This window comes from Allobosea sp. LC85 (assembly GCF_000735605.1).
In the GTDB taxonomy this organism is placed as follows: domain Bacteria; phylum Pseudomonadota; class Alphaproteobacteria; order Rhizobiales; family Beijerinckiaceae; genus Allobosea.
Genome location: NZ_JPKG01000059.1, coordinates 279,590 through 306,575, shown reverse-complemented (window position 1 = coordinate 306,575; position 26,986 = coordinate 279,590). Strand labels below are relative to the sequence as shown.

The window sequence follows — 26,986 nt, the reverse complement described above, 5'->3', positions numbered from 1 at the left end:
AAGAGCGAGAATTGCCAGTTTAACCCGAGCCTTGCAGCTTTAACCTTGCCTTAACCTTAACGGCTGTTCAGCAAAATCCTCTCGGGCGCCGTTCCGCGTTCGTTGCCCTCCCAAGCCGCCGCATTTCGGATCGCCGATCGTGCTCGAACGCGAACGGCAAGGCGTCCACGCGCGAATCAATCGTCATCATCATCGTCGTCATCGCGATAGCGGTCGCGGCGATATCCCCGGTAGCGCGGATAGTCGTCATCATTGTCGAACCGCCGGCGGCCGAAGCGATAGTCCTCGCCATAAGGGCCAAGCCGTCCACGCGGGCGGCTGCTCGGATAGCAGCCGCGATAGTCGCAGGTGCTTTCGGTGTAGACGCCGGTGCGCGGGTTGATGCAGCGGAATTCGTTGCAGCGCATCTGGGCCTGCGTGAGCGGCAGGCCCGCTTCGCCGAGCGCCGGGACTGGCATTGCTGTAGCGTTGCCCGCTGCTAACGCGGCGAGCAAGCCAAGGGAAAGCGTCGCCTTCCTCATGTTCCAACCTCCATCATTGCGGCAGATTAGCGCCGGCAGATGAACGCAGGGTGCACGGGCCCGGGTTCCGCTGGTGCCGGACTTTCCGTTTCCGGCAGGTTCGTCACGCCCCGTCTGGAGGCGGCGGCAGGAAGTCGATCTCGTATTTGGCGGCGAGCGCGACGACCTCTGCGGGGTTCTGCTCCGGCATCGAATGGATCGCCCAGAACAGGTCGTAGAGGCGGCCGGTGGGTGCGACCCAGAACAGGCACTTTGCCGGGCTGTCGCTCTTGTTGAAGATGCCGTGCGGAACGTTGCGCGGCAGGCGGATCAGGTCGCCGGGCAAGGCATGCGCTTCCTCTCCATCGAGAACGAGATCAAGTCGGCCCTCGAGCAGATAGATGAACTCGTCCTGCGTCGGGTGGACATGCGGCGGTACGAAGGTGCCGGGCGGGAAGGTCGCATGCCAGGAGAAACTATCCTGGCTCAGTGTCTTGGGGACATAAGTCTGGCCGAGAATGTTCCACGAAATGGCATCGATGCCCTGATTGGCCCTCGTTACGCCGGCTGTCAGTGGCTTCATCGGTCTCTCCTTCTCTAAAGGTGCAGGAAGCGATCTTTCACAGCGCTGTCGCTGCGCAAGTCGTCGCTCGATCCGCGCCAGACGACGCGGCCCTTTTCCAGGACGATATGTCGATCGGCGATCCTGGCCAGCGCGTCGACATTCTTGTCGATGACCAGGATGGATTCGCCGTCAGCTTTCAGCGCGGCAAGGCAGGACCAGATTTCCTGGCGGATGATCGGCGCCAGCCCTTCCGTCGCCTCGTCGAGAATGACCAGCTTGGGGTTGGTCATCAGGGCCCGGCCGATCGCCAGCATCTGCTGCTCGCCGCCGGAAAGCTGGTTGCCGCGATTGGTCCGCCTCTCCTTGAGGCGCGGCAGGAATGCGTAGATGCGCTCGATATTCCAGCGTGGCGTGCCGAAGCGGCTGGCTGCCGTGGCGATCAGGTTTTCTTCCACGCTGAGCGTCGGAAAGATCTGGCGGCCTTCCGGCACCAAGCCGATTCCGGCCTGCGCGATCCGGAAGGGCGGAGCGCCGGTCAGATCGCGGCCGGAGACGCTGATGCGGCCGGCCCTGGCCGGAATCAGTCCCATGATGGCGCGGATCGTCGTGGTCTTGCCCATGCCGTTGCGGCCGAGCAACGTCACCACCTCGCCCTCGGCGATCGCAAGATCGACGCCGAACAGGATCTGCGCTTCGCCGTAGCCGGCATCCAGAGCTTCGACGACGAGCATGCCCTAGCCCTCCTCGCCGAGATAGGCTTCGCGCACGGTCGGGTCGGCACGCACGGCGGCCGGATCACCCGAGGCGACGACACGGCCATAGACCAGCACGCTGACCTTGTCCGCGAGCGCGAACACCGCCTCCATGTCGTGTTCGACCAGCAGCATGGCGTAGCGGCCCTTGAGGCTCTTCAGCAGCGCGATCAGGCGCGCGCCTTCCTCGTGTCCGACGCCGGCCAGCGGCTCGTCGAGCAGAATCGCAGCTGGCTCGAGGGTCAGTGCCATCGCGATCTCGAGCGCGCGTTTCTCGCCATGCGAGAGCCGGCCGGCCGGAACATGCGCTCGCTCGCTGAGCCCGACTGAGGCGATCGCTGCCCATGCGGGGCCGTTCAGGCGCTCGTCGCGGGCTGCGTTGCGGAACAGGGCCAGCGGATGTGTCGCCCGCGCCTGCACACTGAGAGCCACGTTCTCCAGCACCGAGAGCGAAGCGATGGTCGAGGTGATCTGAAAGGTGCGAGCGAGCCCGGCGCGCGCGCGTTTCTCCGGCGACAGTCCGGTGATGTCGGTGCCGCGAAAGCGAATGCTGCCTGCGTCCGGACGCAGCATGCCGGAAATCTGGTGCACGAGCGTAGTCTTGCCGGCACCGTTCGGGCCGATCAGCGCATGCAACTCGCCCGGAGCGACGGAGAAGCTGACGCCGTCGGTCACCTTCAGGGCACCGAAGGACTTGCGGACGCCATCGAGGACGAGAACGGGCTCAGCCATCGCTGTTTCCCCGCATCTTTGCGAGGATGCCGACGATGCCGCCCCGCGTGAACAGCACGAAGAGAACGATGAGCGGCCCGAAGATCGCCTTCCAGTGCTCGGTGATGCCGGCGAGCACGTCTTCGGCGAAGAGAAAGGCGAGCGCGCCGATGATCGCGCCATGCAGCGAGCCGACGCCGCCGAGCACCACCATGAAGATCAATTCGCCCGAGCGCTGCCAGGACATGAAGGCGGGGCTGACGAATTCGGTCTGGTTGGCGAGGAAGAAGCCGGACAGGCCCGCGATCATGCCGCTGATGACATAGGCGATGAGGCGCACGCGCCCGACATCGTACCCGGTCACGGTCACGCGGGTCGCGTTCTCGCGCGCCGCGCGCAGCACGCGGCCGAAGCGGGAGGCGACGATGATGCGGACCAGCCCGTAGCAGCCGACAAGCGCGCCAAGCACGATGTAGAAGAAGCCGGTCCGGCTTGCGGCGATGTCGAAGCCGGCGATCGTGCTGTGCGCATGGAGCGTCAAGCCATCGTCGCCGCCATAGGCGGAAAGCGCCTGCGCCAGGAAGAACACCATTTGCCCGAAGGCCAGCGTGATCATGATGAAGGCGACGCCGCGCGTGCGTAGCGAGACCGCGCCTGTGATCGCCGCGAAGAGGGCGCAGATGACGAAGAGCACGGGCAGGATCAGCAGCGTCTCGGTGCGGCCCTCGGTGATCATGATGCCGGTCACATAGGCGCCAATGCCGATGAAGGCGGCATGCCCGAAGGAGACCAGCCCGCCGACACCCAGGATGAGATCGAGCGACAGGGCCGCGATGGCGAAGATCATCGCCCGCGTCACCAGCGACAGCCAATGGGCGGGAACACCGAGCGAGACGGCGACGGGGACGAGTGCGAGCGCTGCGAAGAGCACCAGCGCCAGGACCGGGCGCGACCTTGGCCGGGATTGGGCAGGCCCGGCTGCGCCGGCGATGGTGGGCGCCGCGCTCATGTCCGGCCCTTGGCGGGCAGCAGGCCTTCGGGGCGCACGAACAGGACGATGGCCATCACCAGATAGATCAGCATGGAAGAGAGCGCAGCTCCGGTCGCACGGGCCGAGGGGGCGCTCATGAACAGGCGCAGCAGGTCGTTCATGAACGAGCGCCCGAGCGTGTCCACCAGTCCGACGATCAGCGCGCCGACGAAGGCGCCGCGGATCGAACCGATGCCGCCGACGACGATGACGACGAAGGCGAGAATCAGCACGGTGTCGCCCATGCCGGGCTCGACCGAAAGGATCGGTGCCGCCATCGCGCCGGCAAATCCGGCCAGCATGGTTCCGAAGGCGAAGACGACCATGAACAGCTTGCGGATATCGACGCCGAGTGCCGAGACCATCGGCGCGTTCGAGGCGCCGGCCCGCAGCAGCATGCCGGTGCGCGTCCGCTCGACGATGAACCAGAGCAATCCGCCGACCGCCAGGCCGGCGCCTATCAAGGCGAAGCGGTAGGTCGGATAGAGAATGCCGTCCATCAACCGCACCGAGCCCGACAGGAATCCCGGGACCGGGACGGAGAGGGGGGCCGCACCCCAGACGATCTTGACGCCCTGGTTCAGGAGCAGGATGAGCCCGAAGGTCGCGAGAACCTGGTCGAGATGATCGCGTTCATAGAGATGGCGGAAGACCAGGAATTCGAGGGCAAGCCCGATGACGAGCGCTGCCGCCAGCGCGAGCAACAGCCCCAGCACGAAACTCCCGGTCAGCCCGACGAAGGTCACGGCGAGATAGGCGCCCAGCATGTACTGCACGCCATGGGCCAGATTGATGAAATCCATGACACCGAAGACCAGCGTCAGCCCCGCTGCCACCAGGAACAGCAGGATGCCGAGCTGCAATCCGTTCAGGATCTGGACGATGAGGAGACTGGTGGTCATCAGCTCGATGTTCGTTGACTGGCGCGGCACGCCCCTCGATCACGCTGCGTTTGGACGAAACCGTCCAAACGCAGAAAACGTGATCGATTCTCATAGTTTAGAGCATGCTTTATGCGAAAAACCGTTGCCACTTTTTCGCAGCATGCTCTCGGCGGCCGCAGCGGGACGCAAGTCAGACACGGGCTCCCTTCCCCGGAAAGGGCAGGGGCGGCGAGGGCGAGGATGTCGCCAAGGGGAGCTGATGTCCTGCTCCGATGACGGGTGGATGCTCTCCGGCACCCTGCCATCATCCAAGCTGTTCTCTCCTCCCAGAGAGACGAAGGGACACGAGCTCCCCCGGGCAGTCTCCTCACTTCAGCGCGCAATCCTTCGCATGCGGGTCGGCATAGTCCGAGAACACCTTCTGCGCGATCTCGGTCTGGAACTTGCCGTCCGCGCGCTTGGCCACCTTGACCAGATAGAAGTCCTGGATCGGGTAGCCATTGGTGTTGAACTTGAAGTTGCCGCGCAGCGACTTGAAGTCGGCCTTCTTGATCGCGGCTCGCAGCTTGTCCTTGTCTGCCGTGCCGCCCGCGCCCTTGACCGCCGAGTCGATCAGCAGGGCGGCATCATAAGCCTGCATGGCGTAGGAGCCGGGCACGATCTTGTAGGCAGCCTCATAATCCGCGACGAACTTCTTGTTCTGCGGATTGTCCGTGTTGGGCGCCCAGGTCATGCCGCCGAAGAGGCCGACCGCTGCGTCCTGCTGTGCGGGCAGGGTCGATTCATCGACCGTGAAAGCGGAGAGGAACGGGATCTTGCCTTGCAGGCCGGCCTGCGACCACTGCTTGACCAGATTCACGCCGAGACCACCCGGCATGAAGGCGAAGACGACGTCGGGCTTGGCCGCGGCGATCTTGGCGAGCTCTGCTGAGAAATCGAGCTGGTTCAGCGGGACATAGACCTCGTCGACGACCTCGCCCTTGAAATAGTTCTTGAAGCCTGCGAGCGAGTCCTTACCCGCCTGGTAGTTCGGCGCCATGATGTAGGCGCGCTTGAAGCCCTGGTCCTGCGCGTATTTGCCCAGCACCTCGTGGACCTGGTCGTTCTGGTACGAGGTCACGAAGAAGTTCTGGTGGCAGGCCTTGCCTGCGAGCGTCGAAGGGCCGGCATTCGGGCTGATCAGTACCGCGCCGGAGTCCAGAACCGGCTTGGCGATCGCGCCCAGGATGTTCGAGAACACCGGGCCGACGACGAAATCGACCTTGCCGCCCTCGACGAAGCCGCGAACCTTGCCGACTGCGACATCGGGCTTCAGCTCGTCATCGATCACCGTGATCTGCACCGGCCGTCCGCCGAGCTTGCCGCCCATCTGGTCGACTGCGAGCTGGAAGCCATCGCGCAACTGCTGGCCAAGCGCGGCCTGCGGGCCGGAAAGAACGCTGACGACGCCGATCTTGATCGGCTCCTGGGCCTGTGCGCCGGCAATCCCCAGCGCAATGAGCGCCGTGCCGATAGACAATGCGAGTTTGAGCTTCATGTCCGATGTCCTCCCGGGACCTGCAAGGAGCCTACTGGCCAGCGGAGATCCCCATCCCCTTCCAGCCGGTATGTTCCCCATTTTGTTTCAAGCTTAAAATATCTGCAAGAGGCTTTGATGCTGAATCGTTCGGCGTGTCATGCCGCCTCCGTCATCCCGGTCAGCCGAAGTGTCGACAGGGCTGTCGGGATGACGTCGGGAAAAGGCGGTCTGCGGGCTCAGGCCTGCACGCCTTCGACGTACCAGTCCATCTTCGACAGCATCTCGTCGGAGGCCGTCTCGCCGGACTTGAGGCGCAACACGCCCTTCTGGTCCTTGAGCTCGCCGGTGAAGGGGTGGAGCGTGCCGGCAACGATGCCTTTCTGGACCTCTTCCGCGGCTGCGCGTGCAGCCGGCGTCACCGCGGCATTGAAGGGGGCGAGCTTGACGAAACCGTCCTTGATCCCGCCCCAGACGTCGCCGGACTTCCAGCTGCCGTCCATGACGTCCTTGACGCGCTTGATGTAGTAGCCCGACCAGTCGTCGACGATCGCCGAGAGATGCGCCTTGGGGGCGAAGGCGCTCATGTCGGAAGCCTGGCCGAAGGCGAAGACGCCGCGCTGCTCGGCCGCCTGCAGGGCGGCGGGGCTGTCGGTATGCTGGGTGATCACATCGGCGCCCTGGTCGATCAGCGCCTTGGCGGCGTCGGCTTCCTTGGCCGGGTCGTACCAGGTCGACGCCCAGATGACCTTGGTCTTGAAGTTCGGGTTCACCTTGCGGGCGGCGAGCGTGAAGGCGTTGATGCCCATCACGACCTCCGGAATCGGGAAGGAGGCGATGTAGCCGGCCTGTCCGCTCTTCGACATGTGGCCCGCAATCGTGCCGATCACGGCGCGGCCCTCATAGAAGCGGGCATTGTAGGTCGCGACGTTCTCGGCGCGCTGATAGCCGGTGGCGTGCTCGAATTTCAGCTTCGGGAACTGCTTTGCGACCTGGATGGTCGGGTTCATGAAACCGAAGGAGGTCGCGAAGATCAGCTGGTTGCCGGCCTGCGCCAGCTGGCGCAGCGCGCGCGCCGCATCCGGCCCCTCGGCGACGTTCTCGATGAAGCTGGTCTTGATCTTGTCGCCATACTGCTTCTCGAGCGCCTTGCGGCCCTGATCATGCGTCCAGCTCCAGCCATGATCGCCGACCGGACCGACATAGATGAAGCCGACACCAAGCGGCGCCTGCGCGAAGGCGCTGCGGCCGAGCAGGGGCAGGGTGGAGGCCGCGGCGGCGCCGGCAACGAGCGTGCGGCGGGTGATGATGGATGACATGGTTGTTCTCCCCATGGGTTGGCGGCGTCGTCAGGACACCGAGAAGGGTTTGCCGAGACAGGCGGGCGCATCGAGCCGGCCCGTTTTGCGACCGAGCGACATCATCGTCAGAACCAGGATTGTCGCAAGATAGGGAGCCATCGCCAGCACCTCCGGCGCGAGCCAGGTGATGCCGGCAGCCTTCGCCTGAAGCTCGAAGGTCATTACCGCGCCGAAAAGATAGGCTCCGAGCAGGAGCCGGCCGGGCTTCCAGGCGGAGAAGACGACGAGCGCGAGCGCGATCCAGCCGCGCCCGGCCGTGAGGCGATCAGCCCACATCGGCGTCAGCGCCAGCGAGAAATAGGCGCCGCCAAGGCCTGCAAGCGCGCCGCCGAAGGCGATCGCCGCATAGCGGATGCCAATGACGGGATAGCCGATGGCATGGGCCGAGGCATCATTCTCGCCGACCGCTCGCAGGATCAATCCTGCGCGCGTCCGACGCAGGAAGACGCTCACGCCGAGAACCAGGGCGAGCGAGAGATAGACGATGATGTCGTGCCCGAAGAGCGCGCGCAGCCAGGGATGGCTGGCAAGCACTTCGGGAAACAAGGGTCCGAGACGATCGATCGTGCGGCCGACAAAGCCGGCGCCGATCAGCGAGGAGGCGCCGACGCCGAAAATCGTCAGCGCCAGGCCCGTCGCGACCTGGTTGGCGGTCAGGCTGAGGGTCAGAACGGCGAAGATCATCGCGGTTGCAATGCCGGCGATCACGGAGGCGACGAGCCCGAGCGCAACGCTGCCGGTGCTGAAGGCGACCGCGAAGCCGGCAACGGCTCCGGTCAGCATCATGCCCTCGACACCGAGATTGAGGACGCCGGACTTCTCGACGACGAGCTCGCCGAGCGCCGCGAGCAGGATCGGCGTCGACGCTGCGACGAGGGTCATGATGATCGAGACCAGGATCACGCTGTTCATCAAGGCAAGACCTTTGCCGGCCGTGCCCTGAAGGCGATGCGATAACGGACCAGCACATCGGTCGCGAGCAGGAAGAACAGCAACATTGCCTGGAACATGCCGGTCGCGGCCTGTGGCAGCCGGACGGTCGTCTGGGCGATCTCGCCGCCGACATAGGTTGCGGCCAGAACGACACCGCCAAGCACGATGCCGAGCGGATGCAGGCGGCCGAGGAAGGCAACGATGATGGCAGTGAAACCGTAGCCGACCGGGAATTGCGGGGTGAGCTGGCTGAAGGGGCCTGCCGCCTCGAAGATTCCCGCAAGACCCGCGAGCCCGCCTCCGATCAGCATCGTCACCCAGGTTGTCCGTTCCGCGCTGAAGCCGCCGTGACGCGCCGCAGCCGGTGCGAGGCCGACAACCTTCACCGCATAGCCCGCAGTCGTCTTCTCGATCACAAGCCAGGCAATCACAGCAATGAGGAGTGCAAGCGGAATGCCGAGATGGACGAGCGTCTCCGGGATGATGACCGGCAGCGTCTGATCGGCCGTGAACATTCGCGTTTGCGGGAAGTTGAAGCCGTCCGGATCCTTCCACGGGCCGCGCACGAGATAATACAGGGCCTGCACCGCGACATAGGTCAGCATCAGGCTGGTCAGGATTTCGCTGACCTGAAGCCTGACGCGCAGCAGCGCCGGGATTGCGGCCCAGGCCATGCCGCCGAGGATGCCTGCGAGAGCCATGGCCGGCAGGATCCACCAGCCGCTCATCTCATAGGTTGCGAGGGCAACGCCGGTGCCGGCGATGGCGCCCATGATGTACTGGCCCTCGGCGCCGATATTCCAGACATTGGCGCGAAAGCCGATGGCGAGGCCGAGCGCGATCATCACCAGCGGCGCAGCCTTGACGCCGAGATCCGGCCAGCGATGCGGCTCGAGGAAGGGCACGAGGAAGAAGTCGAAGACCGCGGTCAGTCCGTCATACCCCATCGCCGTGAAGACCATGGCGCCGGTCACCATGGTGAGCGCGATCGCGATCAGCGGGCTCAGATAGAGCATCGCCCGGCTTGGTTCGCGGCGGCGGCGCCATTCAAGCATGAAGTGGCGCTCCCTCGGCCTGCGCTGCGCCATGGACGCCGCCCATCATCAGGCCGATCTCGTCGATCGCGAGCTCCGCGACCGGACGCGGGGGCGAGAGCCGGCCCTCATTGATGACGCTGAGCCGGTCGGCCAGCTCGAGCAGTTCATCGAGGTCCTGCGAGATCACCACGACCGCAGAGCCCTTCGCCGCCAGATCGACCAGCGCCTGCCGGATCGCCGCTGCCGCGCCCGCGTCGACCCCCCAGGTCGGCTGCGAGACCACGAGGACCCCTGGCTCCTGGCCGATCTCGCGGCCCATGATGAATTTCTGCAGATTGCCCCCGGACAAGGCGCGGGCGGGAGAGCCGGGGCCGGTGGTGCGCACATCGAACCGGCCGATGACGGCTTGGGCGAAGCGCCGGACCGCTGCAAGGCGGATGAAGCCGCGTGGTGCCAGAGGCAGCCGGTAGCGCGCCGTCAGGATGGCATTCTCGGCCAGCGAGAAGTCGGGCACTGCGGCGTGTCCGTTGCGCTCCTCCGGAACGCAGGCGAGGCCGGCGCTGCGCCTCGCGCCCGCCCCCTCGCTGCCGACGGGTTTGCCGTCGAGCATGATGGCGTTCGGCACCGCGCTGAGGCGCTCGCCCGACAGGGCGCCGAGCAGTTCGGCCTGGCCGTTGCCCGCAACACCGGCGATGCCGAGGATCTCGCCGGCCCGTGCCTCGAAACTGATGTCGCGCAAGCTGGTGCCGAAGGGCGGTTCGCCGGGCAGGGTGAGACCTGAAACGATCAGCCGTCGCTTGCCGATCCTGCCGGAATGGGTGTTCTCGATCTGCCGCAGTTCGGCGCCAATCATCAACTCGGCCATGCGCCGTGTCGTCTCCTGCTGGGGATCGCAGGTCGCGACGACCCGGCCGGCGCGCAGGATCGTGGCGGTGTCGCACAAGGCTTTGATCTCGTGCAGTTTGTGGCTGATGTAGAGGATCGAGCAGCCTTCGGACGCGATCTGCCGCAGGGTCTCGAACAGTCGCTCGACCTCCTGCGGAGTCAGGACCGAAGTCGGCTCGTCCATGATCAGGAGCCTTGGTTTCTGCAGCAGGCAGCGGACGATCTCGATGCGCTGGCGCTCGCCCACCGAGAGCGTATGGACCTCGCGCTCGGGATCGAGCGGCAGCGAATAGCTCTGCAGAACCTTGGCGACGCGGGTCTTCAGCTCCTCGCGATCCACGGCCTCGTCGAGGCCGAGCGCTATATTCTCGATCACCGTCATCGCATCGAACAGCGAGAAATGCTGGAAGACCATGCCGATGCCGAGCCGCCGCGCCGCCTTGGGCGAGGGGATCGAAACAGGCTGGCCATCCCAGGAAATGCTGCCTGAATCAGCTTGTTGAACGCCGTAGATGACCTTGACCAGCGTCGACTTGCCAGCCCCGTTCTCGCCGAGCAGGGCGTGGATCTCGCCGGGCTTTACGCTGAAGCTGATGTCATCATTGGCTTTCACGCCGGGAAAGCTCTTGGAGACGCCCGACAGCACGAGTCGGGGCGGCGTATCCGTCCTGTCATGCGGCGACGCCGTCATCTCCTGCCCTTCTCCCCGGACCCTGTCGGGCCTGCGCCACGCTTTGCCCGGAAGCCTGTTGCTTGGCAAGCAAGCTCCGCACCAGTTCGGCTGCCGTCAAGGCAGCAATGACCTCGGGGCGCTTGTCGTCCACATCGTCCCCGCCGATCGGGCAGGTCAGGCGTGTCAAGGCATCGCTTGCAGGGTGGAGCCGGCGAAAGCTGGCCGCGAAGCGCGCGCGCTTTGTTCTAGAGCCGATCATGCCGACATAGGCGGCATCCCCGCGCAGGAGCGCAGCCTCGGTCAGTCGATAATCGAGCGCATGGCTATGGGAGAGGATGACGAAGGCGGTACCGGGCTGGGCCGAGGCGATGGCCTCGACCGGGTCGTCCAGTCGCAGCCATGCAACCCCATCGGGAAGATCGCGCATGCGGCCTTCGCGGTCGTCGATCAAAATGACCGTCAGCGGCAGGCGTATGAGGGCCTCGGCAAGGGCGCGCCCGGTATGGCCGGCGCCGAGGATGAGGACGGCAGGCTGCGCCGCGCGTCTTGCCGCTTCGGCAGCCTGGAGGGTAGCGAGATGGGGTGGCCTGGCCCGTTCCAGCACGACACCGACCCGGCCGCCGCAACACTGGCCCATCTGCGGCCCCAGCGGAATATCGAGGCGTCGCGAGGTCTCGCCGCTCGCCAGCATCTCAAGGGCGATGTCGGTGCAGTGGAATTCGAGCTGGCCGCCGCCGATCGTCCCGAAGCTGTCTTCGCTGGTGACGATCATTGTCGCGCCGGCTTCGCGCGGGGTCGATCCTTCAGCACGCTCGATGCTGACAAGGATGGCGCCTTGCTCGAGATGGGCTTCGAGGAAAGTCGCCAGCCCGGTCATGGTGCCGCGCCTCGTGCCTGCTCCCGCATGCGGTCGACCGCATCGAGGATGCGTTCCGGCGTCGCCGGCGCGTCGAGACGGGGACAGAAGCGGTGGTCGCCGACGCTCGCGACCGCGTCCGACAAGGCGTGGAGCACGCTGATCGCCAGCATCAGCGGCGGCTCCCCGACCGCCTTCGAGCGATGGATCGTCGGCTCACGATTGGGCGCTTTCTCCAGCAGATCGACATTGAAGATGCGCGGCCGGTCGGAGGCGACGGGAATCTTGTAGGTCGAGGGCGCATGGGTCTTGAGCTGGCCCCTGTCGTCCCACCAGAGTTCCTCGGTGGTGAGCCAGCCCATGCCCTGCACGAAGCCGCCCTCGATCTGGCCCTTGTCGATCGCCGGGTTCAGCGAGGTGCCGCAATCATGCAGGATGTCGACCCGCTCGACCTTGTATTCGCCGGTGAGCGTATCGATCGCGACTTCGGCCGCCGCCGCACCATAGGCGAAATAATAGAACGGGTGGCCGCGCCCGGCCTTGCGATCCCAATGGATCTTCGGCGTCGCGTAGAAGCCGGTTGCCGAGAGCTGGACGCGGGCCATGTAGGCCGCCGCGACCAATTCGGCGAAACTCATCTCCTGCGTGCCGATCCTGATCCGGCCCGGCAGAAAGGCGATCTCCTCGGCTGAAACCTCCCAGCGCTTCGACGCGAAGGCGATGAGCCGTGCCTTGATCGTCTCGCAGGCATCGAGCGCGGCCATGCCGTTGAGATCGGAGCCGGAGGAAGCGGCCGTCGCCGAGGTGTTCGGCACCTTGCCGGTGGTCGTCGCGGTGATCTTGATCCGGTCGAGGCCGATCCCGAAGGCCTGCGCCACGACCTGCGCCACCTTCACATGGAGGCCCTGGCCCATCTCGGTGCCGCCATGGTTCAGCGCCACCGTCCCGTCGGTATAGACATGCACCAGGGCGCCCGCCTGATTGTACCAGGTCGCGGTGAAGGAGATGCCGAACTTGACCGGGGTCAGCGCGATGCCGCGCCTGATGACCGGGCTCTTGCGGTTGGCCTCACGGATGGCAGTCTGGCGCGCACGGTAATCGCAACGCCGTTCAAGCTCGGCGATCACCTCTCCGGCGATATTGTCCTCGACCTGCTGGTGATAGGGCGTGATGTCGCGACCGATCGCGCCATAGAGATTGCGCCTGCGGATTTCGAGCGGGTCGAGCCCGGTCGCAAACGCAACCTCCTCGATGAACCGTTCTGCTCCGACCATGCCCTGGGGCCCGCCGAAGCCGCGGAAGGCCGTGTTCGAAACCGTGTGGGTCCGCAGCGGTTGCGAACGTCCGCGCACCGCCGGATAGAAATAGCAGTTGTCCATGTGGAACAGCGCGCGGTCGGTGACCGGGCCCGAGAGATCGGCGTTCCAGCCGCAGCGCGCCGCATAGACGGCGTCGACCGCGTGAATATGCCCCTCGTCATCGAAGCCGATCTCGTAATCGACCACGAAGTCATGGCGCTTGCCGGTGATGACCATGTCGTCGTCGCGGTCGGGCCGGAGCTTCACCGGTCGCTTCAGCTTGCGGGCAGCGAGCGCGGCGACGCAGGCGAAGAGATTGGCCTGCGTCTCCTTGCCGCCAAAGCCGCCGCCCATGCGCCGGACCTCGACGGTAACGGCGTGGGAACCGACGCCGAGCACCTGCGCGACCATGTGCTGGACTTCGCTCGGATGCTGCGTCGAGGACAGCACCAGCATGTCTTCGTCCTCGCCCGGGATGGCGAGCGCGATCTGGCTTTCCAGATAGAAATGATCCTGCCCGCCGATCTCCATCGCCCCCTTGAGCCGGCGCGGGCTCGCTGCCAGTGCGCCGGCGACATCGCCGCGCTCCAGTTTCAGCGGGTCGGTGACAAGCTCGCCGCCGGCCGCGCGGGCCGCTGCAACGTCGAGGAGGGGAGTGGCTTCCTCATAGGTCGCCTTGGCCAGCCCGGCGGCGCGGCGCGCCAGATCCCGCGTTTCCGCGATGACCGCGAAGAGCGGCTGGCCGTGATGCAGGATGTTCCGTGTCGTGAAGACAGGCTCGTCATGCCGATGCGTCGAGCTGATGTCGTTCGCACCCGGAATATCCTCTGCCGTCAGCACGGTGAGAACGCCGGGGGCCGTGCGCACGGCCGCGAGGTCGAGCGATATCAGGCGCCCATGCGCGACCTCGGAAAGACCGAGATACGCATGCGCGAGGCCGGCCGGCTCGGCGATGTCGTCGATATAGAGAGCTTCACCCGCGACATGCTTGGCGGCGGAATCATGATTGCTGGCCCGGCCGAGCGGCCCGGCCACGGCCTCTGTCTCAAGCCGCTTGCGCGCATCAGCCATGGGCGGCCTCCGCGAGCAGGCCGGCGACCCGCGTGTTGACGTCAGGTGCCGTCGTTTCGATCAGGAACCGGCGCAGGAGATTGCCAGCCACCTTGAGGCGGTACGCCGCCGAGGCGCGCATGTCGGTCATCGGTGTGAAATCCTGGGGCAGAGCGGCGATAGCGGCCGCAATAGCAGCCTCGTCCCAATCCCGCCCGAGCAGCACGGCTTCCGCGGCGGCGGCCCGTTTGGGGATACCGGCCATGCCACCATAGGCGAGCCTTGCCTCGCTCACCCGATCGGCTTCGTCGAGACGTAGCAGGAAGGCGCCGCAAACCGCCGAGATGTCTTCATCGAAGCGTTTTGAGATCTTCGAGATGTGGAACAGGGCGTCGGTACGCAGCTTTGGTACCAGCACGGCCTCGACGAATTCGCCCGGCTTCCGGTCCTGCCGGCGATAGTCGAGGAAGAAATCCTCGAGTGGCAGCTCGCGCCGCTCAGTGCCGCGCCGCAGCACCAGGGTTGCACCGAGCGCGATCAGCGCAGGCGGCAGATCGCCGATCGGCGAGCCATTGGCGATATTGCCGCCGATCGTCCCGGCATTGCGCACCTGTTCGCCGCCGAAGCGGCGCATCAGCTCGTCGAGCTGCGGTGAGAGCGCCATCAGTGCCTTGCGGACGTCGATAAGGTTCGCCATGGCACCGATGCGCAGATGCTCGCCCTCGTCGCTGACCGCACGCAGGGCCTCGATGCGACCGAGATGGATGGTGGTTTGCGGCTGCTGCATCCCCTTGGTGATCCAGAGACCGACATCGGTCGCGCCAGCGACGAGGATCGCCTCGGGATGGGAAATGACGAGATCAGCCAGGGCGTCAGTCGTTGCCGGGGACAGGAAGCGCCGTGCGCCATGGGCGAGTGTCAGCGTCTCCTGATCCGCAAAAGCGTGTAGCCGGGAGGCAATGCCGGGCGCCGCCAGGGCGAAGCGATCCTGCGCCCGGTCGGCGCCTTCGTAGAGGCGCTGTGCCGCGGCGATGATCGGCTCGTAGCCGGTGCAGCGGCAGAGATTGCCCGCGAGCGCGTCCTCGATTCGCGCGAGGTCCGGCGCGGTCTCGTTCAGCCAGAGCGCGAGGAGCGACATCACGAAGCCCGGCGTGCAGAAGCCGCATTGCGAGCCATGGCAATCGACCAACGCCTGCTGCACCGGGTGCAGGCGTCCGTCGGCGCTCTTCAGGTGCTCGACGGTGAGCAGATGGCAGCCGTCGAGCGTCGGCAGGAAGCGGATGCAGGCGTTGATCGCCTCATAGCGCAACCGGCCGCCATCGAGCCGCCCGATGACAACCGTGCAGGCTCCGCAATCGCCCTCGGCGCAGCCTTCCTTCGTGCCGGTCGCGCGGCGCTCGAGGCGCAGCCAGTCGAGCAGCGTCAGCGTCGGATCGCAGGACGCGATCTCGACCAGCTCATCGCCACAGAGGAAGCGCACTATCTCACGCATGGCGGCCCAGCCGCTCACAGATCCAAATCATGCCTCCAGATTAGGCATGTTCGGCGCTTGGCCGAAAGCTTTGATTTGGTGCAGATATGACCTGATTTTGAGCCGGAGCACGAGCCTGTGAACGAAGACCGTCGCCTTCGCGCCCTGCGTGGCCGCCTGCTCTGGTTCGTCGACGATCCCGAGCTCACGGGCGAAGCGGCGCATCGCCATATCGAGGACGGCCTGATCCTCATCGCCGATGGTTTGATCGAGGCCGTCGGCAACAGTTCGGAGCTGCTGCCAACGCTGCCGGAGGGGACGGAGATCGTCGATCACCGGCCGAACCTGATCATGCCGGGCTTCATCGATGCGCATCTGCATATGCCGCAGACGCAGGTGATCGCCTCCTATGGTGCGCAGCTGATGGAATGGCTGAACAAATACACGTTCGTCGAGGAGCAGAAGCTGGCGCAGCAGGGACATCCGGAGAAGCTGACGCGTTTCCTGCTGGACGAGTTGCTGGCAAGCGGCACCACCACGGCGGCGGTCTACTGCTCTGTCCACCGCCAGTCGGCAGACGCCTTCTTTGCCGAATCCGAGCGCCGCAACACGCGGATGATCGCCGGCAAGGTGATGATGGACCGCAACGCCCCGCCAGCACTGACCGACACGGCCGAGAGCGGCTATGCCGACAGCAAGGCCCTGATCGAGCGTTGGCACGGCAGGGGACGCCAGCTCTATGCGATCACGCCACGCTTTGCGGTGACCTCGACGCCCGAGCAGCTCGCGGCCGCGGGGCGGCTCGCCTCGGAACATCCGGACTGCTTCGTCCAGACCCATATCAACGAGAACCAGGCCGAGATCTCGTTCGCCTGCCAGCTTTACCCGGATGCCGATGATTACGCCGGCATCTACCGGGATTACGGCCTGCTCGGCGCCAAGAGCCTGATGGGCCACTGCATCCACATGACCAAGCATGAATGGCGGGCCTTTGCCGAGGCTGGAGCCGTCGCCGTGTTCTGTCCGACGTCGAACCTCTTTCTCGGTTCAGGTCTGTTCGACTGGGCCCGGGCGAAGCGGGAAGGCGTGCGGGTTGCGGTCGCGACCGATATCGGCGGCGGCACCAGTTACTCGATGCTGCGGACCATGGCCGAGGCCTACAAGGTGCTGCAGCTGCAGGGCCAGTCGCTTTCCGCGTTCGCAGCGCTGCATGCGATCACGCGCGGCAATGCGGTGGCGCTCGGGCTCGATCATCTCATCGGCTCGCTCGAGCCCGGCCGTGAGGCGGATGTCGTGGTGCTCGACCCCGCTGCGACGCGGGCCATGGCGCACCGGCTGGAAACGGTGCGGGATCTCGCCGAGGAGCTGTTCGTGCTCGTCACGCTGGGTGACGAGCGCAATGTCGCCGCGACCTATGTCGCGGGGGAGCGGGTGGGCATTCAGCCCAGCACGCCACCCTTTCTGGCGAAGTCGATATAGATCTCGCGCAGGCGGATCGCCGTCGGTCCCGGCGCGCCATTATGGACCGTGTGGCCGTCGATCGAGACCACCGGCATCACGAAGCTGTTGGCCGAGGTGATGAAGGCCTCCTCGGCATCGAGCGCCTCATCCAGCGTGAACGTGCGCTCCTCGAAGGTGAAGCCGGTTTCGGCCAGGAAAGCCAGAACGGCCTTGCGGGTGATGCCGGGCAGGACCTTGTTTGTGAGCGGACGCGAGATCAGCGTCTTGCCCTTGACGATCCAGGCGGTCGAGGACGCGCCTTCGGTGACGACGCCATCTTCCACCAGCCAGGCTTCCTGCGCGCCGCTCTCGGCGGCGAACTGCTTGGCCAGCACCGGCCCGAGCAGGTTGACGCTCTTGATGTCCCGGCGGGCCCAGCGCAGGTCCGGGCAGGAGACGACCTTGATGCCGGTCTTGGCGGCCGGCGCCTGGCTCAGGTTGCGAGCCTGCGAGAACATCACCAGGGTCGGCGCCGCATCTGCCGGGAAGGCGAAGTCGCGGTCGGCAGCGCCGCGCGAGACCTGCAGATAGATGCCGCCTTCGTCGATATCGTTGCGCTTGATCAGCTCTTCATGGATGGCGATCAGTTCGGCGCGCGACCAGGGCAGGGCGAGCCGGATTTCACCGCAGGAGCGCTCCAGCCGGGCGAGATGCGCGTCGCAGTCGACCAGCTTGCCGCCGAGCACGGCCGAGACCTCGTAGATGCCGTCGCCGAAGATGAAGCCGCGGTCGAAAATCGAGATCCTGGCCTCTTCCTCGGGCAGGTACTCACCATTCACATAGACAATGCGGCTCATCGGCTTCGGTCTCGTGGTTGCAGGAACGCCGGCATTGGTAGCGGAGGCGCGTGCGGGAGGCGAGTGCCAAAGCCGGCTTGCAGATCGGCGTTTGGCGCAACACTGGGGCGCCGGAATGTCGAGCGCCAGGCCCGACCGGATGCACTCACGCCTTCAGCGCGGCCGCGATCAGCCTCTGCGTGTAGCTTTCGCGCGGCGCCGCAAAGATCGCCTCGGTCGGCCCGCTTTCGACGACGCTGCCATCCTTCATCACCATGATCGTGTCGGCCATGGCGCGGACCACGGCGAGGTCGTGGCTGATGAAGAGATAGGAGAGGGCGTGGCGGGCCTGGAGGTCCTTGAGCAGCGCCACGATGCTCTTCTGCACGGTGCGATCGAGCGCCGAGGTCGGCTCGTCGAGCACGACGAGCGCCGGGTGCAGGATCATGGCGCGCGCGATCGCGATGCGCTGGCGCTGCCCGCCCGAGAATTCATGCGGATAGCGGTTGCGCAGGCGCGGATCGAGCGAGACCTCCTCCAAGGCCTGCGCCGCGCGCATGTCGCGTTCGGCGCGCGTCAGATGGGGCGCATGGACGAGCAGCCCCTCGCTGACGATTTCGCCCACGGTGAGTCGCGGCGAGAGCGAGCCGAACGGGTCCTGGAAGACGACCTGCAGGCTCTTGCGCAGCGGCCGCATCTGCGAACGACCGAGAGGCGCCAGCGCCCGGTCCTCGAACCGGATCTGCCCGCTTGCCGGCACGAGCTTGAGGAGGGCCTTTCCGAGCGTGGACTTTCCCGAGCCGGATTCTCCGACGATGCCGATGGTCTGGCCTTGCTTCAGCGTCAGATCGACACCGTCGACGGCGTGGAGCAGCGCTTGCCTGCGCCAGAGAAAGCCACGACCGAGATCATAGCTGACGCGCAGGTCATGGGCCTCGAGCAGGATCGGGGCGCCGCTCGGCGCAGGCTCCTTATGGCCTGCGGGCTCGGCCGAGAGCAGCAGCTTGGTGTAGGGATGGCTCGGTGCTGCGAAAAGGGCCTTGGTGGTGCCGCTCTCCACCACTTCGCCGGACTTCATCACGTAGACGCGCTCTGCATATTTCCGCACCAGCCCGAGATCGTGGCTGATCAGGACAACGGCCATGCCGAGGCGCCTCCGGAGATCGGCGATCAGCGCCAGAATCTCGGCCTCGATGGTGACGTCGAGCGCCGTCGTCGGTTCGTCGGCAATCAGGATGTCGGGGTCATTGGCAAGCGCCATCGCGATCATGACGCGCTGGCGCTGCCCGCCTGAGAGTTCGTGCGGATAGGCATCGAGCCGTTCCTGCGGCCGGGGAATCTGGACGAGTTTCAGGAGTTCGAGCGCCCGCGCCTGCGCTGCGCTGCGTGACAATCCCTGGTGCTTGCGCAGCGGCGCAGCCATCTGGCTGCCGATCCGGAACAGCGGATCGAGCGATGTCATGGGCTCCTGGAAAATCATCGCGAGCTTCCGGCCGCGATAGGCGTTGAGTTCCTTGGGCTTCAGCCCGAGCAGTTCCGTGCCGCGATAGCGGATCGAGCCTTCCGCCTCGCCATTTGCGGCGAGCAGGCCCATCGCAGCCATCACCGTCTGGCTTTTGCCGGAACCGGATTCGCCGACGATGGCGACGAATTCGCCGGCTCCGACGGCGATATCGACGCCGTTCACCGCGTCGAGCAGCCCGTCATTGGTCCGGAAGCGGACGCGCAGGCCGCGAATATCGAGGATCGGTGCGTCCGCCATCTCAGCGATCTTTCGGATCGAGCGCATCGCGCAGGCCATCGCCGAGGAAGTTCAGAGCAAACAGCGTGGTCACGAGGAAGGCCGCCGGGAAGATCAGCATCCAGGGGGCGCCCTGGATCGAGCGGGCGCCGTCCGAGATCAGCACGCCCCAGCTCGTCATGGGCTCCTGTACGCCAAGGCCGAGGAAGGAGAGGAAGCTCTCCAGCAGGATGATCTTCGGCACCAGCAGCGTGACATAGATGATGACCGGGCCAAGCGTGTTGGGAATGACATGGCGCCTGAGGATGCCGCCGGTCGTGACGCCGAGCGCCTCGGCCGCCAGCACGTATTCCTGCCGCTTGATCGAGAGCGTCTGCCCGCGAACGATCCGGGCCATGTCGAGCCATTCGATCGCGCCGACCGCGAGGAACATCAGGATGAAATTCCGGCCGAAGAAGACGACCAGCAGGATGACAAAGAAGATGAAGGGCAGCGAATAGAGCACGTCGACGATGCGCATCATCAGCATGTCGATGCGCCCGCCGAGATAGCCCGACGTGGCGCCGTAGCTCACGCCGATCACGAGCGCGACGCCCGTCGCGAGCAGCCCGATCGCCAGCGAAACCCGCCCGGCGATCAGCGTGCGGGTCAGCAGGTCGCGGCCATTGGCGTCGGTGCCGAACCAGAAGCGCTGCCGCTTGAGCGGGACTTCCAGCGAGAGCCTGCGGCCATCTTCCTCATTGGCCATGATCTTCGGCGTGCCGAACTGGTCGGAGCGATCGAAATAGACGAGAAGGCGCTGATCGATCGGGCGCTGTGACATCAGCGTCAGGCGCACGCCGTCCTGGCCTATTGCGACATCGCTCGCCGTCGCCCGGACGCGGGAGGCGATGCGCTGCACGGCGGCCGGTATCGTCTCGGCCTTGGGATAGCTGTCGAGGCTGGCGGGAACACGGACATAGTCCTGGTAGACCCGATCATGCGCGTGCCCGGTCATCAACGGGCCGATCAGGCAGGCCAGCGTCATCAGCGCCAGCACGATCAGGCTCGCGACCGCCGCGCGGTTGCGCATCAGCCGGATGCGCGCATCCTGCCAGAGCGAGCGTCCGGCAACCGGCGGGGGAGCAAGCGTGATCTCGCTCATGCGCTCACTCCAGCCTGACGCGCGGATCGAGCAGCGCATAGAGAATGTCGACGACGAGGTTGAAGACCAGCACGAAGATCGCGACGACGACGACCGTGCCCATCACCAGGGTGTAGTCGCGGTTGAGCGCGCCCTCGACGAAATAGCGGCCGATGCCGGGAATGGCGAAGATGCTCTCGACCACGACCGAGCCTGTCAGCAAGGCCGCGGCCGCCGGCCCGAGATAGGAGACGACGGGCAAGGCCGCGCCGCGCAGGGCATGCAGCGCGACCGTCACGCTGGAAAGCCCTTGCGCCCGCAAAGTGCGGATGTGGTTGGCACGCAGGGTCTCGATCATCGCTGCGCGGGTCATCCGCGCGATCACCGCGATCTGCGGCAGCGCCAGCGTCACGATCGGCAGGATGGTGTTGCGCGCAGCGCCGCCGTTCCAGCCGCCGACCGGCAGCCAGGCCAGCATCAGCCCGAAGACGATCTGCAGCACGGGCGCGACCACGAAATTCGGAATGGTGATACCGGCCGTTGCAAAGCCCATCACGGCATGGTCGGCATGCTGGTTCTGGCGGAAGGCTGCGAGCACGCCGAGCGGGGCGCCGACCAGCAGGGCCAGCACGAGCGCCGATGCACCCAACCGCATCGAGACCGGCAGTCCCTGCGCGAAGAGTTCTGCGATGGAGAAGTCGCGGAAGTAGAAGGAGGGGCCGAAATCACCTCTGATCAATGCTGCGAGATAGGTCAGATATTGCTGATGGAGTGGACGGTCCAGCTGATAGATCCGACGCAGGTTCTCCATCACCTTCGCTTCCAGCGGCTGTTCGAGGTCGAACGGCCCGCCCGGTGCGACGCGCATCAGGAAGAAGGAAATCGTCACGATCACGAACAGGGTCGGGATCGCGATGGCGAGGCGACGCAGGATGAAGGAGAGCATTCCGAATGAACCGGGCCGATGGCGGCGTCATGACCGGGGGCGGACCCGGCCATGACGCGCAGGTTGCTTACGGCTTCAGGCTCATGAAGCGTGTCGGCAGCGCGCCGCGCAGGTTCTGCTGGAAGCCGACGAGCTTGGGCGAGACCAGGTTCTTCGACGAATAGTACATCACTGGAATCCACGGCACCTCGGCGGCGAGGATCGCGTCCGCCTCGCGCAGGATCGCGGCGCGCTTGGTCAGGTCGATCTCGTCGGCGGCCTTGGCCAGCAAGCCATCGAAGGTCGGGTTGTTGTACTTGCCGGAATTGAACCCCTTGTTGTCGCTGAGGAACAGGAACAGGAAGTTCTGAGGGTCCGAAAAATCGCCGATCCAGCCATAGCGGGCGATGTCGAAATCGCCGCCGTCGCGCAGAAGGGCGAAATGGGTCTTGCCGTCGGTGTTGATGAAGCTGGTCTCGACGCCGAGCGCCTTCCACTGCTCGGCAATGGCGATGACGGTGCGGCGGTTGTTGTCGGTGGTGTTGTAGCGGAGCTGTATCTTCAACGGCACGCCCGGCCCGAAGCCCGCATCCTTGAGCAGCTGCTTGGCCTTGTCCTCACGATCGAGCGGCGAGGTGTTCTTGAAGTCGGCTTCGGCGGCGGTGCCGTAATTGCCGATATTCGGTGGGATGACGCCATAGGCCGGCAGCATCGTGCCGCCCCAGATCTCGTCGGCGATGAACTCGCGGTCGAGCACCATGGACAGGGCCTGGCGAACGCGGACATCGTCGAAGGGCTTCTTTGAGCTATTGATGATGAGGAAATAGGTGCCGAGATAGGGCGCGACCTTGACCTGATCGCCCAGCTTCTCGCGCAGCTGCTTGATCTGGTCGGCGGGTATGTCGGTCGTCATATGCAGTTCGCCGGCCTGGAAGCGCCGGGCGGCGGCGGCGAGATCCGGCGACGGATAATAGATCACCGTATCGATCTTGGCGTTGGCGGCGTCGTGGAAGGCCTTGTTCTTTTCAAGCTTGATATGGGAGTTCGGCACGAACTCCTTGAGCACATAGGCGCCGTTCGAAACCCAGTTCTCGGGCTTGACGAAATCGCTGCCGAACTTCGCGACGGAGGCCGGATGGACCGGAAGTCCGGTCTGGTGCGTCAGCAATTCGAGAAAATAGGGGGTCGATCGCTCCAGCTTGATCTCGAGCGTCGTGTCATTGATGGCCGCCACGCCGAGATCGGCCGGCTTCGCGCCCCCGTCGCTCTTGTTGATCTTCTCGGCATTCAGGATCGGGTACAGGATGCTGGCGTATTTCGCGCCCGTCTCGGGGTTGACCATGCGCCGTAGCGAGAAGACGAAATCCGAGGCCTTTACCGCGTCTCCGTTCGACCATTTCGCATTGGGGCGGAGCTTGAACGTATAGGTCTTGCCGTCCGGGCTGATCGTCCAGCTCTCGGCCACTCCCGGCACGACGGTGCCGTTGATGTGGTGGATCACGAGTCCCTCGGAGAGATCGCGCAGCAGATGCGCTTCCGAGACGGTCGAGGTCTTGTGCGCGTCGAGCGTCTCGGGATCGGAGTCGTTGCCGCGATGGAACGTGACCTGGGCCAGCGCGACGGTGGTGGTGGCGAGCGCCAGAACCGCGGCAAATGCGAGCGGCGCCGCGCGGCGCGTGATCCTGAACATGACGAAACTCCCCTGAGGGCAGGTATTCCTGCCTGTTCCTGACATGACCGGGAGAGTAGAGCGCGCTGCTCGCGCGCTGCCAAGCAGGAAAGAACCTTCCAAGCAGGAAAAAATCTTGATCCCAGTTTCGTTTACGGGGCGCTGTCGGCGGGAAGGATGAACGTGTTGTTTTCGAAGGCGATCACGCAGTCGCCTGCGGCCTTGGCACAATCGCCGAGCGTCGCTTCCTTGGCGCGATCAAGCGTCTGGGAGCCGAAAGTGTAGCGGAAATGCTTGCGTGACCGGCTGAGCGCCATCGCTTTCTCGCCGGGCGCTGCAAAATACTGCTCGAAGGCCGCGGCGCGCGCCGTCAGCCCCAGCTTGGCGAAGAGGTCCTTTGCCTGTGCGGGCGACCAGGTCGGCAGCTTCCAGGCACGCAGCGACGCGTCGACCTCGCGCAGCCAGAAGAAGCGGGCCTGTCCGTGACGGAAGATCAGGTGGCCGTTGGGCCTGATTTCAGGCAGTTCGACGAAGCGGATATCGCCACCGGCATCGCGTGCGGCACCGCGCATGCGGTCGACGAGTTCGGGCGGAAACAGCTCGTCGTTCTTCGCATAGATCCAGAGCTGTGGCGGCGCGCCCGGCGACTGCCTGCCCTTGACGACGCCGACCAGTGCATCGCGCGCCTTGTCGACACAGGTGTCGATATTCAGGCCGCCGGCGACATTGACGATGCCGCGCAAGCCCGCAGGCTTGCGTTGGGCGAGTGCCAGGACCGCCGCGCCGCCGGCCGATTCTCCGACCGCTATGGCGCGCCCCGGGTCGACATCCTCGCGCTGCTGCAGCACCCGCAGGGCGGCTTCGAGCTCGCTGGCATCAGCCTCGAAGCGGCTGGTGAATTCGAGATCGGCGCAGGAGGTCGAGGCGGGAAAGGGCCCATCCGACTGACCGAAGCCACGACGCATGACAACGGCAGCGAGCCAGCCACGCCGGGCGAAATCCCGGGCGACGGTGGTGTAGGAGGCCGCCCGCAAATCCCCCATGCTGACGCTGCTCGAGGATTTGCCGTGGGTGATCAGCGCCAGCGGGAGGCGGCCCTCCGCACGCTCCGGCCTGACGATCAGCGCTTCGAGTCTGACGTCACGTCCGTCGAGCTTGATCCGGAGAAAGGTGCTCTCCTCGCGCAGGGGCTCCTGCGCGCTGACCGCTGTAGCGGCCAGGATCGGAAGCATGAAAGCCGTGAGCCGCAGCAGCATCCCGATGATGCGCATAGCCTGTTCCCCGCAAGTCCGCCCGGTCGGCTTAACCGCAGAATGGCAGGAAACGGCGTCGCTGCAACGTCCTCCTGACTAAGCTGGCAATGCCGCTGCGCGTTCCTGCGCCTCGACCACGGCCACAGCCGTCATGTTGACGACGCCGCGCGCCGTCACCGAGCCGGTCAGGATATGCACCGGCTTGTCCGCTCCGATCAGGATCGGGCCGACGGGGAGCGCGTCCGCCAGCACCTTGGCGAACTGGTAGGCGATGTTGGCGGCGTCGAGATTCGGGAAGATCAGCACATTGGCGACGCCCTTGAGATGCGAGGAGGGCAGGACCCTGTCGCGCACCATCGGCAGGAGGGCGGTGTCGGCTTCCATCTCGCCGTCGCATTCGAGGTCCGGCGCGCGCTCGCGGATCAGGCAGACCGCCTTGCGCATCTTCAGCGAGGAGGAGGTGTCGGCGGCGCCGAAATCGGAATGCGAGAGCAGGGCGATCTTGGGCGTGATGCCGAAGCGCGCGACATGGCTCGCCGCGATCACGGCCATGTCGGCGATCTCCTCGGCGGTCGGATCATGCTTCACATGGGTATCGGCGAGGAAGAAGGCGCCCTTGTTGGTGATGATCAGCGTCATCGCCGAGATGTCGCGCGCGCCGGGCGCAAGCCCGATGATGTCCTTGATGTGCCGCAGGCGCGACAGGAAGCGCCCTTCCAGGCCGGTGATCATGGCGTCGGCCTCGCCGCGCATGACTGCAAGTGCGGCGATTACGGTGTTGTTGGTCCGCACCAGCACACGCGCGGCCTCCGGCGTGATGCCGCGCCGGCCGGCGATTTCGAGATAGGTCTGCACGTAGTCGCGATAGCGCGGATCATCCTCGGGGTTGATCACCTCGCAATCGACGCCTGGCCGGATCGTCAGCCCGAAGCGCTTCACCCGGGTTTCGATGACGCTCGGGCGGCCGATCAGGATCGGCACGGCCATGCCTTCCTCCAGCGCCACCTGGGCGGCGCGCAGCACGCGCTCATCCTCGCCCTCGGCGTAGATGACGCGCTTGGGATCGGCCTTCGCCTGCGCAAAGAGCGGCTTCATGATGAAGCCGGAGCGGAAGACGAAGCGCGAGAGATCCTCGCGATAGGCCTCGATATCGGCCAGCGGCTTGCGGGCGACGCCGGTATCCATCGCGGCCTGCGCGACGGCCGGTGCAATCCGCAGGATCAGGCGCGGATCGAATGGATTCGGAATCAGCGAGGTCGCACCGAAAGTCTGCGACTCGCCGCCATAGGCGCGCGCCGCGATGTCGGACGTGGCCTCCCGCGCCAGCGATGCAATGGCGTGCACGGCAGCGAGCTTCATCGCCTCGTTGATCGTCGTGGCGTGGACATCGAGCGCGCCGCGGAAAATATAGGGGAAGCACAGGACGTTGTTGACCTGGTTCGGATAGTCCGAGCGGCCGGTGCAGATCATCGCGTCAGGACGTGCGGCGAGCGCATCCTCCGGCGTGATCTCCGGGTTGGGGTTGGCCAGCGCCAGGATCAGCGGGCTCGCCGCCATGCGCTTGGCCATCTCGGGCTTCAGGACGCCGGCGGCGGAGAGGCCGAGGAAGACATCCGCGTCGCCGATCACGTCGCTGAGGGTCCGCGCATCGGTCTCCTGCGCATAGACCTCCTTCCAGCGGTCCATCAGCGTGTTGCGGCCCTTGTGGACCACGCCTTCAAGGTCGGTGACCCAGATGTTCCGACGCTTGGCGCCGAGCTCGACCAGAAGATTGAGGCAGGCAAGCGCGGCTGCGCCGGCGCCGGAGACCACGATCTTGACGTCGCCGATCTGCTTTCCCGCGAGATCGAGCCCGTTCAGGATCGCGGCGCTGACGATGATCGCCGTGCCGTGCTGGTCGTCATGGAAGACCGGGATGTTCATCCGGGCCTTGAGCTGCTCCTCGATCTCGAAGCATTCGGGACCCTTGATGTCCTCAAGGTTGATGCCGCCGAAGGTCGGTTCCAGCGCCGCGACGACATCGACGAATTTCTCGATGTTCTTCTGGTCGACTTCGATGTCGAAGCAGTCGATCCCGGCGAATTTCTTGAACAGGACCGCCTTGCCCTCCATCACGGGCTTGGAGGCGAGCGGGCCGATATCGCCGAGGCCGAGAACGGCCGTGCCGTTGGTGATGACCGCGACGAGGTTCTGGCGCGAGGTCAGTTCGGCGGCTTCCGCCGGATCGTCGACGATCGCCTCGCAGGCGGCCGCCACGCCGGGAGAATAGGCGAGCGCCAGGTCGCGCTGGTTGCCGAGAGGCTTCGTCGCCTGGATCTCGAGCTTACCGGGCCGGGGCTGGCGGTGGTAGACGAGCGCGCCCGAGCGAAGATCCGTCGACAAGGTGCTTTTCATCGTCCTGCGTTCCTAGCTCCGCGGCCCAAGGCCAAATCAGCTTGGAGGTCGCCCGGAAACGATGTGCCGTCAAGCGTGCCGGG

General features: G+C 65.6%; 22 protein-coding genes. 1 reads left to right on the top strand and 21 read right to left on the bottom strand.

Annotated elements, in window-relative coordinates; genetic code table 11:
• Positions 1–176: 176 nt before the first annotated feature.
• The 14 genes from FG93_RS27870 to xdhA all read right to left on the bottom strand — a co-directional run bounded on the left by FG93_RS27870 (position 177) and on the right by xdhA (position 15,543).
• A complete protein-coding gene (locus FG93_RS27870) occupies positions 177–521 on the bottom strand; it encodes a hypothetical protein (protein ID WP_152579669.1) in 345 nt (114 codons plus the stop codon).
• Between the two features lie 103 nt (positions 522–624).
• The gene (locus FG93_RS27865) at positions 625–1,083 is read right to left on the bottom strand and encodes a cupin domain-containing protein (protein WP_043241273.1); all 459 of its coding nucleotides are present in this window, start codon (positions 1,081–1,083) and stop codon (positions 625–627) included.
• Between the two features lie 14 nt (positions 1,084–1,097).
• Positions 1,098–1,796, bottom strand: a complete 699-nt coding sequence (locus tag FG93_RS27860) for an ABC transporter ATP-binding protein (RefSeq protein WP_043241270.1) — start codon at positions 1,794–1,796, stop codon at positions 1,098–1,100.
• A gap of 3 nt (positions 1,797–1,799) precedes the next feature.
• A complete protein-coding gene (locus FG93_RS27855; protein WP_043241266.1) occupies positions 1,800–2,549 on the bottom strand; it encodes an ABC transporter ATP-binding protein in 750 nt (249 codons plus the stop codon).
• A complete protein-coding gene (locus FG93_RS27850) occupies positions 2,542–3,537 on the bottom strand; it encodes a branched-chain amino acid ABC transporter permease (protein WP_043241263.1) in 996 nt (331 codons plus the stop codon). Before FG93_RS27850 ends, FG93_RS27855 begins: the two co-directional genes overlap by 8 nt.
• The gene (locus tag FG93_RS27845; RefSeq protein WP_043241620.1) at positions 3,534–4,460 is read right to left on the bottom strand and encodes a branched-chain amino acid ABC transporter permease; all 927 of its coding nucleotides are present in this window, start codon (positions 4,458–4,460) and stop codon (positions 3,534–3,536) included. The genes FG93_RS27850 and FG93_RS27845 overlap by 4 nt, the downstream gene beginning before the upstream one ends.
• Before the next feature lie 349 nt (positions 4,461–4,809).
• Positions 4,810–5,979 (bottom strand): ABC transporter substrate-binding protein, encoded by a 1,170-nt coding sequence (locus tag FG93_RS27840; protein WP_043241260.1) that lies wholly within the window; start codon positions 5,977–5,979, stop codon positions 4,810–4,812.
• A 218-nt stretch (positions 5,980–6,197) separates the two neighbouring features.
• Complete coding sequence (locus FG93_RS27835) at positions 6,198–7,277, bottom strand: BMP family ABC transporter substrate-binding protein (RefSeq protein ID WP_043241258.1); 1,080 nt, start codon at positions 7,275–7,277, stop codon at positions 6,198–6,200.
• A 30-nt stretch (positions 7,278–7,307) separates the two neighbouring features.
• Positions 7,308–8,231 (bottom strand): ABC transporter permease, encoded by a 924-nt coding sequence (locus FG93_RS27830; RefSeq protein WP_043241255.1) that lies wholly within the window; start codon positions 8,229–8,231, stop codon positions 7,308–7,310.
• Entirely contained in the window at positions 8,231–9,307 is a 1,077-nt protein-coding gene (locus tag FG93_RS27825) for an ABC transporter permease (protein ID WP_043241617.1), read from the bottom strand. The genes FG93_RS27830 and FG93_RS27825 overlap by 1 nt, the downstream gene beginning before the upstream one ends.
• On the bottom strand, positions 9,300–10,865 hold the full coding sequence (locus FG93_RS27820) for an ABC transporter ATP-binding protein (RefSeq protein ID WP_052514291.1): 1,566 nt from the start codon (positions 10,863–10,865) through the stop codon (positions 9,300–9,302). The genes FG93_RS27825 and FG93_RS27820 overlap by 8 nt, the downstream gene beginning before the upstream one ends.
• On the bottom strand, positions 10,846–11,724 hold the full coding sequence (gene xdhC, locus FG93_RS27815) for a xanthine dehydrogenase accessory protein XdhC (protein ID WP_081881950.1): 879 nt from the start codon (positions 11,722–11,724) through the stop codon (positions 10,846–10,848). Before xdhC ends, FG93_RS27820 begins: the two co-directional genes overlap by 20 nt.
• Positions 11,721–14,072 carry a xanthine dehydrogenase molybdopterin binding subunit gene (gene xdhB / locus FG93_RS27810; RefSeq protein WP_043241247.1) on the bottom strand — a complete coding sequence of 784 codons (2,352 nt, stop codon included), beginning with the start codon at positions 14,070–14,072 and terminating at the stop codon, positions 11,721–11,723. Before xdhB ends, xdhC begins: the two co-directional genes overlap by 4 nt.
• Complete coding sequence (xdhA, locus tag FG93_RS27805; protein WP_043241244.1) at positions 14,065–15,543, bottom strand: xanthine dehydrogenase small subunit; 1,479 nt, start codon at positions 15,541–15,543, stop codon at positions 14,065–14,067. The genes xdhB and xdhA overlap by 8 nt, the downstream gene beginning before the upstream one ends.
• A 117-nt stretch (positions 15,544–15,660) precedes the next feature.
• Between xdhA and guaD the strand changes: the two genes are divergently transcribed.
• The gene (gene guaD, locus FG93_RS27800; RefSeq protein WP_152579668.1) at positions 15,661–17,001 is read left to right on the top strand and encodes a guanine deaminase; all 1,341 of its coding nucleotides are present in this window, start codon (positions 15,661–15,663) and stop codon (positions 16,999–17,001) included.
• Here the strand turns inward: guaD and FG93_RS27795 are convergent.
• The 7 genes from FG93_RS27795 to FG93_RS27765 all read right to left on the bottom strand — a co-directional run bounded on the left by FG93_RS27795 (position 16,962) and on the right by FG93_RS27765 (position 26,903).
• Complete coding sequence (locus FG93_RS27795; protein WP_043241240.1) at positions 16,962–17,819, bottom strand: D-amino-acid transaminase; 858 nt, start codon at positions 17,817–17,819, stop codon at positions 16,962–16,964. The two genes, guaD and FG93_RS27795, sit on opposite strands and share 40 nt — an antisense overlap.
• 145 nt (positions 17,820–17,964) lie before the next feature.
• On the bottom strand, positions 17,965–19,560 hold the full coding sequence (locus FG93_RS27790; RefSeq protein ID WP_043241609.1) for an ABC transporter ATP-binding protein: 1,596 nt from the start codon (positions 19,558–19,560) through the stop codon (positions 17,965–17,967).
• A 1-nt stretch (position 19,561) separates the two neighbouring features.
• A complete protein-coding gene (locus FG93_RS27785) occupies positions 19,562–20,683 on the bottom strand; it encodes an ABC transporter permease subunit (protein ID WP_043241237.1) in 1,122 nt (373 codons plus the stop codon).
• Between the two features lie 4 nt (positions 20,684–20,687).
• Entirely contained in the window at positions 20,688–21,608 is a 921-nt protein-coding gene (locus tag FG93_RS27780) for an ABC transporter permease subunit (RefSeq protein ID WP_043241234.1), read from the bottom strand.
• 67 nt (positions 21,609–21,675) lie between these two features.
• Complete coding sequence (locus tag FG93_RS27775; protein WP_043241231.1) at positions 21,676–23,277, bottom strand: peptide ABC transporter substrate-binding protein; 1,602 nt, start codon at positions 23,275–23,277, stop codon at positions 21,676–21,678.
• Positions 23,278–23,408: 131 nt separating this feature from the next.
• Positions 23,409–24,527, bottom strand: a complete 1,119-nt coding sequence (locus tag FG93_RS27770) for a dienelactone hydrolase family protein (RefSeq protein WP_043241228.1) — start codon at positions 24,525–24,527, stop codon at positions 23,409–23,411.
• 78 nt (positions 24,528–24,605) lie between these two features.
• On the bottom strand, positions 24,606–26,903 hold the full coding sequence (locus tag FG93_RS27765) for an NADP-dependent malic enzyme (RefSeq protein ID WP_043241227.1): 2,298 nt from the start codon (positions 26,901–26,903) through the stop codon (positions 24,606–24,608).
• Positions 26,904–26,986 lie beyond the last annotated feature (83 nt).